The 13,752-nt window shown below is 37.7% G+C and carries 20 protein-coding genes; all 20 read left to right on the top strand.

Annotated elements, in window-relative coordinates; translation table 11 throughout:
- Positions 1 to 85: 85 nt before the first annotated feature.
- The 20 genes from AM592_RS09095 to AM592_RS09005 all read left to right on the top strand — a co-directional run bounded on the left by AM592_RS09095 (position 86) and on the right by AM592_RS09005 (position 13,745).
- Positions 86 to 859, top strand: a complete 774-nt coding sequence (locus AM592_RS09095; protein WP_053603510.1) for a hypothetical protein — start codon at positions 86 to 88, stop codon at positions 857 to 859.
- A 65-nt stretch (positions 860 to 924) separates the two neighbouring features.
- Entirely contained in the window at positions 925 to 1,113 is a 189-nt protein-coding gene (locus tag AM592_RS09090) for a hypothetical protein (protein ID WP_053603509.1), read from the top strand.
- Positions 1,114 to 1,209: 96 nt separating this feature from the next.
- On the top strand, positions 1,210 to 1,392 hold the full coding sequence (locus AM592_RS09085) for a hypothetical protein (protein ID WP_053603508.1): 183 nt from the start codon (positions 1,210 to 1,212) through the stop codon (positions 1,390 to 1,392).
- Between the two features lie 20 nt (positions 1,393 to 1,412).
- On the top strand, positions 1,413 to 1,871 hold the full coding sequence (locus AM592_RS09080; RefSeq protein WP_053603507.1) for a helix-turn-helix domain-containing protein: 459 nt from the start codon (positions 1,413 to 1,415) through the stop codon (positions 1,869 to 1,871).
- A 186-nt stretch (positions 1,872 to 2,057) separates the two neighbouring features.
- Positions 2,058 to 2,993, top strand: coding sequence for a DUF6731 family protein (locus AM592_RS09075; RefSeq protein WP_053603506.1), 936 nt, complete (start codon positions 2,058 to 2,060; stop codon positions 2,991 to 2,993).
- A gap of 18 nt (positions 2,994 to 3,011) precedes the next feature.
- Positions 3,012 to 3,566: a hypothetical protein gene (locus AM592_RS09070; RefSeq protein WP_053603505.1), complete on the top strand. Its 555-nt coding sequence runs from the start codon at positions 3,012 to 3,014 to the stop codon at positions 3,564 to 3,566.
- Between the two features lie 152 nt (positions 3,567 to 3,718).
- Complete coding sequence (gene terS / locus AM592_RS09065) at positions 3,719 to 4,471, top strand: phage terminase small subunit (protein WP_053603504.1); 753 nt, start codon at positions 3,719 to 3,721, stop codon at positions 4,469 to 4,471.
- Positions 4,446 to 5,645 carry a PBSX family phage terminase large subunit gene (locus AM592_RS09060; RefSeq protein ID WP_053603503.1) on the top strand — a complete coding sequence of 400 codons (1,200 nt, stop codon included), beginning with the start codon at positions 4,446 to 4,448 and terminating at the stop codon, positions 5,643 to 5,645. The genes terS and AM592_RS09060 overlap by 26 nt, the downstream gene beginning before the upstream one ends.
- The gene (locus AM592_RS09055; protein ID WP_053603502.1) at positions 5,645 to 7,048 is read left to right on the top strand and encodes a phage portal protein; all 1,404 of its coding nucleotides are present in this window, start codon (positions 5,645 to 5,647) and stop codon (positions 7,046 to 7,048) included. The genes AM592_RS09060 and AM592_RS09055 overlap by 1 nt, the downstream gene beginning before the upstream one ends.
- The gene (locus tag AM592_RS09050; protein WP_053603501.1) at positions 7,014 to 8,039 is read left to right on the top strand and encodes a phage minor head protein; all 1,026 of its coding nucleotides are present in this window, start codon (positions 7,014 to 7,016) and stop codon (positions 8,037 to 8,039) included. The genes AM592_RS09055 and AM592_RS09050 overlap by 35 nt, the downstream gene beginning before the upstream one ends.
- Positions 8,040 to 8,181: 142 nt before the next feature.
- Positions 8,182 to 8,802 (top strand): hypothetical protein, encoded by a 621-nt coding sequence (locus AM592_RS09045; RefSeq protein WP_225970347.1) that lies wholly within the window; start codon positions 8,182 to 8,184, stop codon positions 8,800 to 8,802.
- Positions 8,803 to 8,946: 144 nt separating this feature from the next.
- Entirely contained in the window at positions 8,947 to 9,558 is a 612-nt protein-coding gene (locus tag AM592_RS09040; RefSeq protein ID WP_053603500.1) for a DUF4355 domain-containing protein, read from the top strand.
- A 14-nt stretch (positions 9,559 to 9,572) separates the two neighbouring features.
- Positions 9,573 to 9,947 (top strand): hypothetical protein, encoded by a 375-nt coding sequence (locus AM592_RS09035; RefSeq protein ID WP_053603499.1) that lies wholly within the window; start codon positions 9,573 to 9,575, stop codon positions 9,945 to 9,947.
- A 17-nt stretch (positions 9,948 to 9,964) separates the two neighbouring features.
- Positions 9,965 to 11,008: a major capsid protein gene (locus AM592_RS09030; protein WP_053603498.1), complete on the top strand. Its 1,044-nt coding sequence runs from the start codon at positions 9,965 to 9,967 to the stop codon at positions 11,006 to 11,008.
- A gap of 17 nt (positions 11,009 to 11,025) precedes the next feature.
- Entirely contained in the window at positions 11,026 to 11,181 is a 156-nt protein-coding gene (locus AM592_RS24125) for a DUF7210 family protein (protein ID WP_158320298.1), read from the top strand.
- 85 nt (positions 11,182 to 11,266) lie between these two features.
- Positions 11,267 to 12,106, top strand: a complete 840-nt coding sequence (locus AM592_RS09025; protein ID WP_053603497.1) for an MBL fold metallo-hydrolase — start codon at positions 11,267 to 11,269, stop codon at positions 12,104 to 12,106.
- 146 nt (positions 12,107 to 12,252) lie between these two features.
- Complete coding sequence (locus AM592_RS09020) at positions 12,253 to 12,567, top strand: phage head-tail connector protein (protein ID WP_225970346.1); 315 nt, start codon at positions 12,253 to 12,255, stop codon at positions 12,565 to 12,567.
- Complete coding sequence (locus AM592_RS09015) at positions 12,564 to 12,905, top strand: phage head closure protein (RefSeq protein WP_053603496.1); 342 nt, start codon at positions 12,564 to 12,566, stop codon at positions 12,903 to 12,905. Before AM592_RS09020 ends, AM592_RS09015 begins: the two co-directional genes overlap by 4 nt.
- Positions 12,898 to 13,335 (top strand): HK97-gp10 family putative phage morphogenesis protein, encoded by a 438-nt coding sequence (locus AM592_RS09010; RefSeq protein ID WP_053603495.1) that lies wholly within the window; start codon positions 12,898 to 12,900, stop codon positions 13,333 to 13,335. The genes AM592_RS09015 and AM592_RS09010 overlap by 8 nt, the downstream gene beginning before the upstream one ends.
- A 5-nt stretch (positions 13,336 to 13,340) precedes the next feature.
- Positions 13,341 to 13,745, top strand: a complete 405-nt coding sequence (locus AM592_RS09005; protein ID WP_053603494.1) for a DUF3168 domain-containing protein — start codon at positions 13,341 to 13,343, stop codon at positions 13,743 to 13,745.
- The last annotated feature ends 7 nt before the right edge of the window (positions 13,746 to 13,752 follow it).

Genomic DNA, 13,752 nt, shown 5'->3' with positions numbered 1-13,752 from the left:
AATCATATAATGAACACATCATTTCTTTTTTTACCTTTTTTTGTATGTTAACATGAAAAATGTATAAAAAAAGGAGGTTGAGGATATGTCAATATTCAGAAAAAGAATGAAGATTGTAGCTCTGTCATTTATGGCATTACTAGTTTCAGTAATGCCGAGCTTAAGTGTTCAAGCTGAGAGTTCCAAAGTTGATGAATCTGCCAATTGTCCAACCTGCGGAAAAGCTTTGCCTAATGGAGAAGATTTACCTGATTCAAAAGGTTCAAAGGAGGATATCTCTAAAGCCAAACAGATTGTATTCTCTTCTAAACAATTTAAAGCAACCAAAAAAAATGAAATTCAAAAAGTTAATCAAAAATTGATTAGAGTTGAAATTCTTGAAGATGGTACGGGAATTGTAAACATTCCTTCAAGGGAATCAAATAAGAATCTAGCTGTAGTTCAATATGGTGTTGATTTAAAAACAAAGGAAATCAAACTAGAAAAGAAGATTTATGTTGCTCATGATAATGATAAAAAGAATCTGAAAATTGTTGCTAATGGAAAAACCCTTACTGATTTCGTTGTCGATCGTGATCATATGATTACAACTTCCACTGGTGAAAAAGTAACTAGTAAAGAATTCACAAAGCAATTAGAAGAATCAAAAAGTAATGGAGATGTAAGCACACAAGGCTATGGAAGTTGTGAGGTTGGTGTCGGTTTACTGTGTGGTGCAACAGGTTTTTGGGCTTGCTATTATGTTTGCGTTTGGGATGCAATAAAGAATTTTGAAATGCCAGAACTCGGATGTAATTTTATGTGTTCATTGATATTTGCAGTAGGATGTATCGAAGCTACTGATCGAATTTGCCCATGACTTTTTAAAAGGCTATCAGTAAAATAAACTGATAGCTTTTTATTCCTGCTAGAAAGGAGAAGCAAATGAATAGTTATATAAAATTAGGAATGGTTTTACTTGTTGGTATTTTTATAATTTCAATGCTCTTCTTTTATATTTTTGATGGGAGTCTGGAAAGTGATGATATTGTTAAAAGTTTAATCTATTCTATAGGTTTTAGTGTAGTTTTTAGTACTGGTTTAAAATTACGCCGCAATCAGAAACAAAAATAAAAAACATAAAGTTCTACCAGCTAACTGGAGGACACTGATCTTTGCACTTTTAGTGCTTGGATTGGTGTCCTTTTTTTATTTGATCGGGGGTTAATTATGGGGACGCTGCAGGAGGAATTAGAAAAATATCAGATGGCGAATAGGCAAAAGCCAGTGAAGAAACGAGAAGTATCGAAAAAACGTGATGAGAATCTTTCTGAACGTGATCTCAGGGATTTGATGGGCGTTGATAGACAAATACTTTCTCGAAAGCGTGGAGGAGCTTACAGGGTAAAATAACGATAATAGGGGGCAGAGTCATGAATAGACAACAAATCGAGAAGATATTAAAAGATTACAGCTGGATGATCAACAGCATTAAGATATTAAGAGACTCCATGAATGACGCAGGAGAGGGCTTAACGGCTCAATATGGCATAGAATCAGGACAGCCTAAGCCACAGGGTACCACAAGCGATCCTGTCTTTAGAGAGGTCGTCAGGCGTGAAAAACGGTTCAAGAAAGTAGCCCAGTATGAGGAGAAGGTGAAAGTGATTCAGGACCGTCTGCCGGCCATTAAAGAAGAACGGGAAATCGAGGTGCTGCACTGGTTGCTTGAGGGGAAAAGTTATAGGTGGATTGCTATGCATATGGGGTTATCACATTCACATATTGGCAGATTGAAAGATTCAATTGTCGATCAGCTAACAGAATATGTTCCAAATGTTACAAATGGGACAGAAGGGACAAAATTGCGGCATCATCACCAGGCAGTGTAAAATGAAAGGCGGGTTCGGGGAGGCAGGTTATTCCTGCTTCCCTGTTTATTTGTGCGAAAAAAGAGCCAACCTTGCGGCTGGCTAAGAACATATTGCAGGTCATATCACTCATGAAAATCGTTCGACAAATGTCGAAAATAGTTCCATTTACTCCAATTTTAGCTGATAATTAGGCGGGGGTGTAAAATGAACCAGAAAAAAATAAGATTTGAATATTATCATGTAGTTTTTAGAAAAAAAGATGACAGACAAGCACAGAGGGATAGACTTTTTGACTTATCTCAGTGGATGAGGAAAGCCAAACAAAAATCATTAGAAGCAAGAACGTTTAATTATCGTCAGGAAAAAGCTAGACTAGATGATACGTATTGGGATGACGAATTAAAATTTTATTTTTTGCATTTTCTAAGACTTAGGGATACTATTCCAGCAACAGCAACGGTCACAACCAAAGTTGAACCCTTAGAGCTAGAAGATGATGAGTTTATCGGAGAAGAAGCTACTGCACTATATGATGAAGTTAATCATGTTTTAATGTTACAAAGGAATAAGTACAGTCTTGGTCCAGAAGGCATTGAAGAATATCTAAATATACTTTGGGATTCAGAAGACGAAACGATATATTTGAGACCAATTTGTCCTCCGAATGTTTTTGAGATGGCTAAAAAGTCATCAGAGTACAGAAAAATTAATTTGAGATTTGCTGATTTGAAAACAGTCGAAAGTTCACAACGGCTAATCGATAAATTTAAATCACCTCTTGGATCAATTCTCTCGAATTTTGAGAAATTTGATGGAGTAAATGCGCAAGTCACAATTACTGTAGGGAATACAAAAAGCTCTTTAAATACAGATACTATTTCAGATAATCTGTCAGATATTGAGGAAAATAGTGAATACTTTTCAAGAGCAGAATTAGTTAGAAGACCAGAGGATGATGATACAAGGGTTGAATTAATTGATCTCTTTGCTCATAAAGCACATGATTTTTGTACTTTTAGAATGGAGAGGCGAGAGCACTTGAGTCATCATGCTATAGCAAAAGAAATGTGGATTATATATAGTGCTAACGAAGAGTGTAAAAATAGGCAAAGAGTTATTAGTTCCTATTTAAGAAATTAATAGATTGGGAGAATGTACATGGCCGGTAACAATGAAAATATTAAAATAAATGTTGCCCATTTAATTATTCCTGTAGTTATATGTGCTATAGCAGTATTTATTTTATATATGCTCGGCGTGGACAATAATATTAAAAATTTAGATAAAGTACTAGAAGGCACTGTGAATTTCAGTGCAATTTTACTTGGTTTTTTGGGAGCGCTATTAGGTATTTTATTGAGCATAAAAGACAGTGCCATAGTTAAGGCTATTTTTAATCGAAAAGGATCGTCAATCTTAAAATATTACTTTAATGAATCGTTTGCAGTTGGACTGCTGGTGGTAGCCCTATCATGTGTAATGCAAATCTTTTTAGATGAAAAAACAATTTGTGCGAAGATTTTATTCTATAGTTGGTTTTTCTTTGTCTTGTTTTTTGTTATATCAACTTATCGAATTGTTAAACTCCTGATGGCTGTTTTTTTTATAGCTAATGAAGACGACGTAAGTTTACGTCCGGAGAGCAACAGGATAGGTGATGAAGAAAGGCGTGAACAGCTAAGACAAGATTTATCAAATAGTAATGAAAGATAAAAGCATCCTGAGTTCTCATGGGTGCTTTTTTATATATTCCGGTAAATCTTAGGATAGACATTTGGCGGCTTCGGCTTGAGTATGGATCAGATTAGAGGGAATATCCTTTCTAAAACAAACTTAATTAAGAAGGAGGCGGCAGGTGAATGTAGATGAACTGGCAGCAGATTAGAGAAGAATATGAGAATTCATCCATCACATTAAAGGCTCTAGCTGAAAAATACGGTGTTAAACTTGGTACTCTAAAAAGCAGAAAGAGCCGTGAAGGATGGTCGAGAAATGCAACCTCAACCAAAAAGGATGCAACCAATCAGATTAGGGATGCAACTCCTAAAAAACGTAAAAAACAAGTAAATCGGAGTGGAAATCCTAATCCGTCAAACAAATTCCCAAAACGCAACAGCTTTGCTAAAACTCACGGCATGTTCTCAAAGTATCTACCAGAGGACACGCTTGAGATCATAGAAAGCATGGATGAGCGTTCGGCAGCTGATTTAATTTGGGATCAGATACAGATTCAGTATGCTGCCATCATTCGGGCACAGCAAATTATGTTTGTGCAGGATAAAGATGAACTAACAAAAGAGCTCAAGAAAACGAAAGAGTCTGATATGGCATCTGAAGAAGAATATGAGATTCAATTTGCCTGGGATCGTCATGCTACTTTCCTAAATGCCCAATCACGGGCGATGAGCGAACTTAGAAGTTTGATCAAGCAGTTTAATGAGCTAGCACATGAGGATGATGAAAGAAGATTGAAGCTGGAACAAATGAGACTTGGTATCGAGAAAACGAAAGCTGAAATCAACAAACTCAACAAATCAGAAGGTGACGAAGAAACCCAAAAGGATGTTGCTGCTGCTTTAAGGGGGTTAGTCAATGGAATTAACTCCAAAGCAGATTGATGTTGTCGAGAGTGTTCGTGTTGAAGATCCAAAAATACTCATTCTCAGTGGCGCAAAGCGTGCTGGAAAGACTTATGTTGCTATCCTCTTGTTTTTGGCTCTTGTGGCTAAATTTGAGGCGAAGGGATTATCATTCATCATTGGTGGCGCGACTTATTCTAGTATTTGGCGTAACATCCTAAACGACATGGAAGGTATCATCGGCAAAGATATTAAGCTTGATAAGACAAATGCCTTTGAATTGTTTGGTAATAAAATCTATGTGTTTGATGGATCGAAATCAGATTCATGGAAAAAAGCAAGGGGCTTTACAGCAGCAGGTGCTTTAATGAACGAAGGTACAGCCTTACATGATTCCTTCGTGAAAGAGGTTATTTCTCGTTGCTCTTATAAAGGTGCAAGAATCATTATGGATACCAACCCTGAGAACCCGGCGCATTCTGTTAAAGAAGATTACATCGATAAAGATGGGCAAACACTAGCCAGTGGCCATTTAAATATCAGAGCATTTCACTTCACTCTCTACGACAATATTTTTTTGGATCCTGAATATGTGGAAAGCATTGTTGCATCAACACCCACAGGAATGTTTACAGACCGTGACATATTTGGTCAATGGGTCGCAGCAGAAGGTGTTATTTATAAGGATTTTTATCAGAAGATTCATTATGTATCATCAAAAGAGATTGAGAATAAACGATTTGTTAAACATTTTGCTGGTGTTGACTGGGGTTACGAACATCCTGGTTCCATTGTTGTCATTGGTGAGGATGATCAAGGTGACTTTTACGTACTAGAAGAACACGCCAAACAGCATGAAGAGATTGATTATTGGGTTAAAATCGCTAAAGGTATTAAAGAACGCTATGGAAATATTAATTTTTATTGTGATTCAGCACGTCCTGAACATGTGAAACGTTTTAGACGTGAACATATTAGAGCATTCAACGCTGATAAATCTATTATTTCAGGAATCGAAGAAGTGGCGAGGCTCTTAAAATTAAACAAATTATATATCGTGAAAGATAAAGTGGATCTCTTCAAAAAAGAGATCTTTTTATATGTCTGGAATGAAACGACTGGTGAACCTGTGAAGTTATGGGATGACGTATTAGACTCCATCCGTTATGCCATTTACACACACAATAGACCATCACGAAGGAGGGGAGACTAATGAACCTAAATCGGTACATTGACAAGATCAAAAACACAGGGATCACAAAAGAGATTGTTATGGAATTGATCTCAGCAGATAAAAAAGATCACGATCGAATTAAAAAACTCTATGAACGATATAAATCAGAACCAGAAGGCGTACCGATCTTAGAACGGACGCCTTTTAAAATGGACTTGTCGGAAAAAGAAAAAATTCAAAGGATAGACGATAAGGTTAATAATCGGTTAGCAAATGCTTTTGATGCCGAAATTGTCGATACAAAGATTGGTTACATGTTTGGCCATCCGATCACATATGAGTTTGATGATAAAAGGGAACCGGGAACTACTTCACCGATCAATGACATGATCGATTCGTTTAATGTGCGCAATCATGTGGAGGATGAGGACTCAGAACTTGGAAAGATGGCCGCAATTTGTGGTAAGGCAGCAAGGCTAATCTACATCGATACCGAAGGCAATGAGCGAATCAAGAATATCGATCCTTGGCAGGTTATTTTTCTAGGCGACAACATAAGCGAGCCTACCTATTCGCTTTGGTATTACAAGGATGCCAATGGGTTTCAAGCTGCGGAATTTTACGATGATTCGACGGTTTATTTCTTTCGATCTAATGAAAGTGGAGAACTGCAGCTTAGTGAGCAAAAAGCGCATATGTTTGACTTCAATCCTCTATTCGGCCTTGCCAACAACAAAGAATTAATGGGGGATGCAGAACGTGTTCTAACTCTGATTGATGCCTACAATCGAACATTGTCAGATGCAAGTAATGAGATAGAACAATATCGTTTGGCTTATCTCATTTTAAAGGGAATGGGAGCCGATGAAGATACGCTTGAGCGTATGAAGAAGTCAGGAATCATCGAATTATTTGATGAAAAAGATGATGTTTCGTATTTGACGAAAGATATCAACGATGCATTGATCGAGCACCATTTAGATCGGTTAGAGAAGAACATCATCCGTCTTTCAAAGTCAGTAAATTTTGATGACGAAAGCTTTTCTGGTAATAGTTCAGGTGTTGCTATTAAATACAAGTTGCAAGCATTAGAAAATAAATGTATCACCTTAGAGAGAAAGATGACTTCAACGCTAAGGTATCAATTTAAAGTCTTATTTTCAGCATGGAGTAAACGGAATGGGGTGGCACAAGAAGATTATTTGAAAGTTTGGTTTAGCTTTAAGAGAAACCTTCCTGAAAACGTCCTTGAAGAAGCACAGGCAACAGCTGCACTTAGGGGACAAGTGAGTGAAGAAACTCGTTTGAGCAAGCTCTCATTTGTCGATGACGTACAATTTGAGATAAGGAAAATGGAAGAGGAACAAGATGAATACGCCCGTCATTTGCAACCGTTAGGCGGTGAAGATGACAGTGACCAGGAACCAGCAGGAGATCGATAAACTATTAGACCAAATGATTCAAACGGCTGAAAAGGACATTGACAAGGCGTTTGCCAAGCGATTGAAGGACATTCTGGCTCAAATAGCCGAGATGTATCGAAAGTATTCGGAAGGTGGAGAACTTACGATAACTGCCTTAAATAAATTCAATCGTTATCAGAAGGAAATGGCTCTCATTTCCGAACAGATGACGGAGCATTACAAGTATTTGCTCCAATCTATGCAAGAATTGATGGAGAAAACCTACTTGGAAAACTATCTTCGTTCTGCTTTTCTCTATGAGTTTGAAAGCCAGCAGTTGATGAATTACTCGATTCCTTCAGCACAATTGCTTAAAACAGCTATTCGAAATCCGATTCCCAAGCTCACATTGCCGAAGTTGATGGAAACACATCGGAACGAGATTGTAAGAAGAATAGGTATTGAAATCACACAGGGATTGCTTGCTGGTGAAGATTATTCAAGAATGGCAAGGAGAATTGAAAACACCGTCAATTTTAGCCGGAACAAAGCCAGGAACGTCGCTGTTACCGAAGGGGGAAGGGTGCAAACCGTCAGCCGTTTAGATAGTGCAGACCAAGCTTCTAAGTATGCTGACTTGGAAAAGGCGTGGAATTCTACCTTAGATTCTCATACAAGAAGCTCTCACAGAAGCTTAGATGGACAAAAGGCTGATGATGAGGGTTATTTTCATATCCGGGGATTAAAGACAAAGGGACCGCATCTATTCGGTGTTGCTTCAGAGGATATCAACTGCAGATGTGCTGTTATTTTCCTTGTGAATGGCAAGTTTCCGGAGGTAAGACGTGCTCGTAACTATGAAGATCCCAAGTATCAGCAGAAAATAGCTGATAGAATGGATCGATTGTTAGCTGATGGATTTACTGAGAAACAGGCCGAAAAGCTTGCTACAAAAGAAATCAGTCCTCCAAGTATGAAGGTTCCTTGGATGTCTTATGAAGCATGGCTTGATAACAGGTTCTTGTTATAACAATTAAGTTGTTTCTTTAGTGCTTAAAGATATGACCGAAGCATATTAATGGACTACATGCTACTGAATTTAGTCTATAATTTATAGTTGTAAGATGAGGCTTACTTAATGAAGAAAAGGAATTATAGATAGGGTGATTGAATTGGGTCAAAAGGAACGTTTAGCTGATGAATTCTTAACGAATAAGGGCATGACGTTAGGAGAAAAAGGGTTCCAAACGGACACACAGTTAGTAGAGACTTTACCCAATAGTAATATTGTTTTTTATCATTTTACTAAAGAAGATAAGCTAGAAAGTATTTTTAGTAATGGTCTTTACTCTTATAGACCAGTTGCTTGCCCAAAACCACCCCAAGAATTTGAGCACTGTTATCTTGTAGAAGGGTTCCTTGAGCCTTTTCCTAAGTGGCTAAAACAAAACATTTATTTTGGCAATCTTGGTATTGAGTCAGTTCAGAATTATATTGGTAATGTACTTTTGCGAATTGAAGTTCCCTTTGATTATCCAGGTATTTATATAGCAGATTACGCACATGTAATAGAGTGTAAATACTGGAGAATAACAGGAAAACAACCTTTAGGGTTGGGGTATCATTGCCAAAATGGTTATGAAGCTACCCAAGCCTACGTCAACTCTTACATTCCAATAAAGGACTACATAGGAGGACATTTAGCCCCAGTTGTTCAAGTATTAAGAAGAAATAGGGGAATAACTATTCCTGATAGGTATATCTCAATATCAAGTATTCAACCACTAACATAAAAAGGGTTGTATTTATCACCTAAATGGGTTTGAAAAAAGATAAGTTGATTCATTTTTTAACTTGCCCTAAGCATGGCGTAAAAAGGCTTATTTTTTATGCACTCATAACAGGCGAGAACTGTAGAGGGCAAAGGAGGAAAATAAATGAAATTAGAAGATGTTAAGAAGTTTCTTGCTGAAAATAAAGATCAAGACGATGTCAAAGCGTATCTTGGAGAACTTTCTGCCGTATCAGCTGATAAGGTGAAAGGTTTCTTGGATACTGCCGATGGAAAACGACTCATTCAACCACGTTTAGATAGCTATTTTACGAAGGGGCTTGAAACGTGGAAGCAAAACAACCTGGAATCGTTGATCGAGGAAGAAGTAAAAAAGCGTAATCCAGAGAAATCACAAGAACAAAAAGAAATTGAAAAACTCCGTAAACAAATTGAAGACGCTGAAAAAGCACGTAACCGTGAATCATTAGTCAATAAAGCCTTGAAGGTTGCAAAAGAAAAGAACCTTCCAGACGGCATTATTGACTTTTTTATTGGTGATGATGAGGAAACGACAACGGCTAACCTTGCAAAGTTTGAAGAGGTGTATAGCAAAGGTGTACAAGCTGCCGTTGATAAAAAATTCAAGGATTCAGGTCGCCAATTACCAGGTCAAAGTGGTTCGGGTGAAGGTGCCGATTACGGGAAACAACTAGCTAAGGATTTTGCAGAAAACAACAAAGGGCTTGAAGATGCTCAAAAATCTTATTTTGAATAAGGAGGAATTAATAGATGAAATTCGTTGAAAGAACGTTTACCAACAAAACTGAGATTCTTAAATTTCCTGATCATTACGTTAACGTGGCGGTGACCATGAGTGATGCAGGGATTGAAGCTAATGCAGACGGAAAGAAAATTGTCCCTGCCGGAACAATCATTGGTGGAGGTTTTTCAGCTAATCCATCAACACAAGCTGTTAAAGCAACAACCAGCGGAACACCAGCTGTTTCTAATGCAGAAGGTGTTCTTTTTAATGATGTCGATGTGACTCATGGTCCTGCACCTGGAGCAGCATTGATTCACGGCTTTATCGATTCTACTAAAATTCCAGCCGAACCAACAGCCGAAGAAAAAGCAGCACTAAAACAAATTACATTTTTGAAATAAGAAAGGATTGATAGAATATGAACATTTTCGATCTTGTTAGCGCTGATTATATTGCCTCTTACTACAGTGAGAAGGCATCAAACCGCATCCCATACCTTGGAGCAACACTATTCCCGGCAAAGAAACAACTTGGCTTAGATTTAAGCTGGATAAAAGGGGCAAACGGTTTACCAGTTGCTTTGATGCCATCTGAATTTGATTCCAAAGCGACTCTTCGTGATCGGATTGGATTTACAGATGTCCAAACAGAAATGCCGTTTTTCCGTGAATCTATGCGAATCGGTGAACGTGATCGTCAACAATTGAATACACTCGCTGCATCAAACATGAATGACATGGCGAAAACGATTGTAAATCGTATATATGATGATGTCTCAGGCCTTGTGAACGGAGCAGCTGTTCAACCTGAACGTATGATTATGCAACTTTTATCATCGGGTAAAATTGATATTGTTGCTAATCGTGTAAATTACACATATGACTACAAAATGTCCGATGAACACAAAGAACAGTTGCTAGACGGTGCCAGATGGTCTGATACCGAAAATTCTCGTCCTGTTGAAGATATTATCGCTTGGCAGGATAAAGTAGAAGAAGACACAGGAACACGTCCAACACGAGCTATTCTTACTCGAAAAACGTGGGGCTATCTCATGCAAAATAAAAGTATTCGCTTAGACATGAATCCAACAGGTGGACAAAACATCATCATGACAGATGCCATGTTAAAGCAATATTTCAGTTCGAAAGTTGATGTGACATTCGCTATTTATAACAAGAAATTTATCACAGAGGATAAAACGACGAAAGGTTTCTTCCCAGATGATTTCTTTACATTAATTCCTGATGGTGCTTTAGGAAACACGTACTTTGGTACAACTCCAGAGGAATCTGATCTTATGGCAGGCAACACAGATGCTAATGTCCGCATTGTTAATACTGGTGTAGCCATTACATCTGTCAAAGAACCACATCCAGTAAACGTGAATACGATCGTCTCTGAGATTGTCCTACCATCCTTTGAATCTATCGATAACATCTTTATTGCTCAAGTCAATTAATCTAGGAGGTTATGATTATGGCAGAAGAAAATAAAGAATCTAGAACAAGAAAGGTGAAAGTTACTTTATTAAAGAATGTCAATTTGAATGGGGAACGCTTTAAGAAAGGGGATTCCCTGTCACTAGAGAAAAGTAAGGAAGATGCATTTAGAGATGCTGGTGTCGTCGAATGAATAAAATCATCTTGAATAACGGTTAACTATATAAAACTCATCTCGCTTTACTTTGTTATAATAAATAAAATAAGGTGGGTGTTATATGAAATTATCCGTTTTAGTAGATAATAATACTTTTATTGATCGATATTTTTTAGGGGAACCAGCATTATCTTTTTTTATTGAAGAAGATGACAAGCGTATTCTTTTTGATACCGGATATTCTGAAGTTTTTATAAAGAATGCAGAAAAAATGAACATTGATTTAAGAGACCTCGATTATGTCGCATTATCACACGGACATGTAGATCATACATGGGGATTAACTCATTTAATTAGACTCCACATGGAAGCTAAAAATGAGAAAATGATGTACAACACTCCTACAGTTATTGGGCATCCGTTGATTTTTAATACAAAACTAGTTGATCCTGTAGGAGAGATAGGAAGTATCATATCCCATGAAAAGTTAAGTAAACACTTTCCAATTCGTTTAACTAAGGATCCATTATGGCTGACTGATCGATTAGTATTTCTAGGTGAAATTAAAAGAATATTTGATTTTGAAGGAAATGATTTTATAGGAAAAGTTGTTACAGATCAAGGGGAAATTAATGACTACATTAAGGATGATACAGCAATAGTTTATAAATCTTCAGAAGGGCTAGTTATTATCGTAGGGTGTGCACATTCTGGGATATGTAACATTATTGATTATGCTAAAGAAGTATGTCAGGAAGAAAGAGTAGTTGATATTATTGGAGGATTTCACCTTTTAAACCCAACAAAAAAGCAATTAGAAAAAACAGTCCAATATATAAATGAACTTAAACCTACTAAACTTCATGCTTGCCATTGTACAGATTTAAACTCTAAATTAGCTCTTTCAACAGTTGCAGCCATACAAGAAGTTGGAGTAGGCTTACAACTATCATATCTTTAGTTTTGACAAACGGAGTACTTTTTAAAGAAGCACAATAATAAATGACCAAGAAAGAATTCATTTTGATCAATTGTTTTTCAAATCAAAATGAATTTTTTTTATTTTTTAAATCAAACTTTATTTTAAAGCTACAGTAGGTGATCCAATTGACGGAACAGGAGATGCTAGCAAAGGTTAAGGAGATTCTACAACCGAAAACGGATAAGCATGATGAATATTTAAAAACTATGATTCCATTGCTAACAGAATTCGTTAGTGATAAATGTAATCAAGAATTTTCACTAGAGTACAATATGCCTGCAGGAATTATTTTGTTTATTGCTAAAGCATGTGAGTTTAATATGGGCTCAAGCACGATCAGAAGCCGGACAACGGGTAACGTGTCTTATTCATACAATACCGAGTTACCTGAGAGCGTGATAAAGCTTCTGAGGCCATATAAAAGGCTGAGATTCGTATGATTGAGGCTTATGAACAATTTCCACATACTATCACATTCGTACATCAAACAAATGTCTTAGACGGCGCAGGAGGTTGGGAAACTGGTTGGGACACCTATGACACTAGTGAGGCACTTGTTACGCCTATCTCAAGCCGAGAATTCGGTCAGTCGTCTCAGACAAGAAATCCTATCGAGTATGAGGTTTATTATCCGTATCGAACAGATATTAAGCCGGAAATGCGCGTTATTTACGAAGACGAAGGTGAGACACTAGCCATCAAGACGCGTCCCATGGATCAAGGCGGTGAACACGAGGTAATGATGATCGAATGCACCTTTGGTGATGCGAATGGTTAGAATCGGGATCACCGGTTATGGTGACAGGGGCTTTGAACGGGCTATTAGTCGGTTTGAGAGGTACGTCATACGTGAGGTGAAACGGATTGTCGCGGAGACTTCTGAGATTATTGTCTCACAAGCCAAGGCTTTGGCACCAGTTGCTGAAATAGATGGCGGAAACCTTAGAAGTTCAATTGAAGTAAAGTACTATAATAGCGGACTGACAGCAGAGATAATATCTGGGGCAGATTATAGTTTGTGGGTAGAGTTTGGTACAGGCGTATATGCTACTGGTCCAGGAGGCGGACGTACTGATCCATGGGTGTATTTTAACGAGAAAACACAACAGTGGACTTTTACTCGAGGCATGCCTGCTCAACCTTTCTGGAGACCAGCTCTTGAACAAGGAAGAGATCACTTTGAACGAGAAATGAGAAGGTTGGGGTAAGAGATATGAGAACAGCCTTATTTGAGCTTCAGAAAGCTTTATTTCAGCGACTTTCGAATGATGCTGCCTTGTCGTCTAAGGTTGGCAACCGTATTTATGACGCTGTCCCGGAAAATACTCCATTTCCCTATTTATCAATAGGCGAACCAACGATGAGAGTCTTTGATACAAAGTCATCATTCGGAGAAAATATCGTCCTGTCAATCCATTGTTGGAGTGCTTATCAGGGGAAAAAGGAAGCTTTCGAAATACTTAATTTAATACTTGAATCACTTAGCGGACCGCCTCTTCAAATTGGGGGCGGTTTTAAATTGCAAGATTTCAGGCGTGAGCAAATGAACGTGATTATCGACATTGATGGGAAGACGAAACACGGGATTTTGGAATTGCGCTTTTATATCAATAATTAAGGAGTGA

It is taken from the genome of Bacillus gobiensis (assembly GCF_001278705.1).
Taxonomy (GTDB): Bacteria; Bacillota; Bacilli; order Bacillales; family Bacillaceae; genus Bacillus; species Bacillus gobiensis.
This window is presented reverse-complemented; position numbering and strand designations above follow the sequence as displayed.

What these genes read in the sequence shown, in the direction of transcription:
- AM592_RS09095 (WP_053603510.1), top strand. Translation starts at nt 86, where the DNA reads ATGTCAATATTCAGAAAAAGAATGAAGATTGTAGCTCTGTCATTTATG.
- AM592_RS09090 (WP_053603509.1), top strand. Translation starts at nt 925, where the DNA reads ATGAATAGTTATATAAAATTAGGAATGGTTTTACTTGTTGGTATTTTT.
- AM592_RS09085 (WP_053603508.1), top strand. Translation starts at nt 1,210, where the DNA reads ATGGGGACGCTGCAGGAGGAATTAGAAAAATATCAGATGGCGAATAGG.
- AM592_RS09080 (WP_053603507.1), top strand. Translation starts at nt 1,413, where the DNA reads ATGAATAGACAACAAATCGAGAAGATATTAAAAGATTACAGCTGGATG.
- AM592_RS09075 (WP_053603506.1), top strand. Translation starts at nt 2,058, where the DNA reads ATGAACCAGAAAAAAATAAGATTTGAATATTATCATGTAGTTTTTAGA.
- AM592_RS09070 (WP_053603505.1), top strand. Translation starts at nt 3,012, where the DNA reads ATGGCCGGTAACAATGAAAATATTAAAATAAATGTTGCCCATTTAATT.
- terS (WP_053603504.1), top strand. Translation starts at nt 3,719, where the DNA reads ATGAACTGGCAGCAGATTAGAGAAGAATATGAGAATTCATCCATCACA.
- AM592_RS09060 (WP_053603503.1), top strand. Translation starts at nt 4,446, where the DNA reads ATGGAATTAACTCCAAAGCAGATTGATGTTGTCGAGAGTGTTCGTGTT.
- AM592_RS09055 (WP_053603502.1), top strand. Translation starts at nt 5,645, where the DNA reads ATGAACCTAAATCGGTACATTGACAAGATCAAAAACACAGGGATCACA.
- AM592_RS09050 (WP_053603501.1), top strand. Translation starts at nt 7,014, where the DNA reads ATGACAGTGACCAGGAACCAGCAGGAGATCGATAAACTATTAGACCAA.
- AM592_RS09040 (WP_053603500.1), top strand. Translation starts at nt 8,947, where the DNA reads ATGAAATTAGAAGATGTTAAGAAGTTTCTTGCTGAAAATAAAGATCAA.
- AM592_RS09035 (WP_053603499.1), top strand. Translation starts at nt 9,573, where the DNA reads ATGAAATTCGTTGAAAGAACGTTTACCAACAAAACTGAGATTCTTAAA.
- AM592_RS09030 (WP_053603498.1), top strand. Translation starts at nt 9,965, where the DNA reads ATGAACATTTTCGATCTTGTTAGCGCTGATTATATTGCCTCTTACTAC.
- AM592_RS24125 (WP_158320298.1), top strand. Translation starts at nt 11,026, where the DNA reads ATGGCAGAAGAAAATAAAGAATCTAGAACAAGAAAGGTGAAAGTTACT.
- AM592_RS09025 (WP_053603497.1), top strand. Translation starts at nt 11,267, where the DNA reads ATGAAATTATCCGTTTTAGTAGATAATAATACTTTTATTGATCGATAT.
- AM592_RS09015 (WP_053603496.1), top strand. Translation starts at nt 12,564, where the DNA reads ATGATTGAGGCTTATGAACAATTTCCACATACTATCACATTCGTACAT.
- AM592_RS09010 (WP_053603495.1), top strand. Translation starts at nt 12,898, where the DNA reads ATGGTTAGAATCGGGATCACCGGTTATGGTGACAGGGGCTTTGAACGG.
- AM592_RS09005 (WP_053603494.1), top strand. Translation starts at nt 13,341, where the DNA reads ATGAGAACAGCCTTATTTGAGCTTCAGAAAGCTTTATTTCAGCGACTT.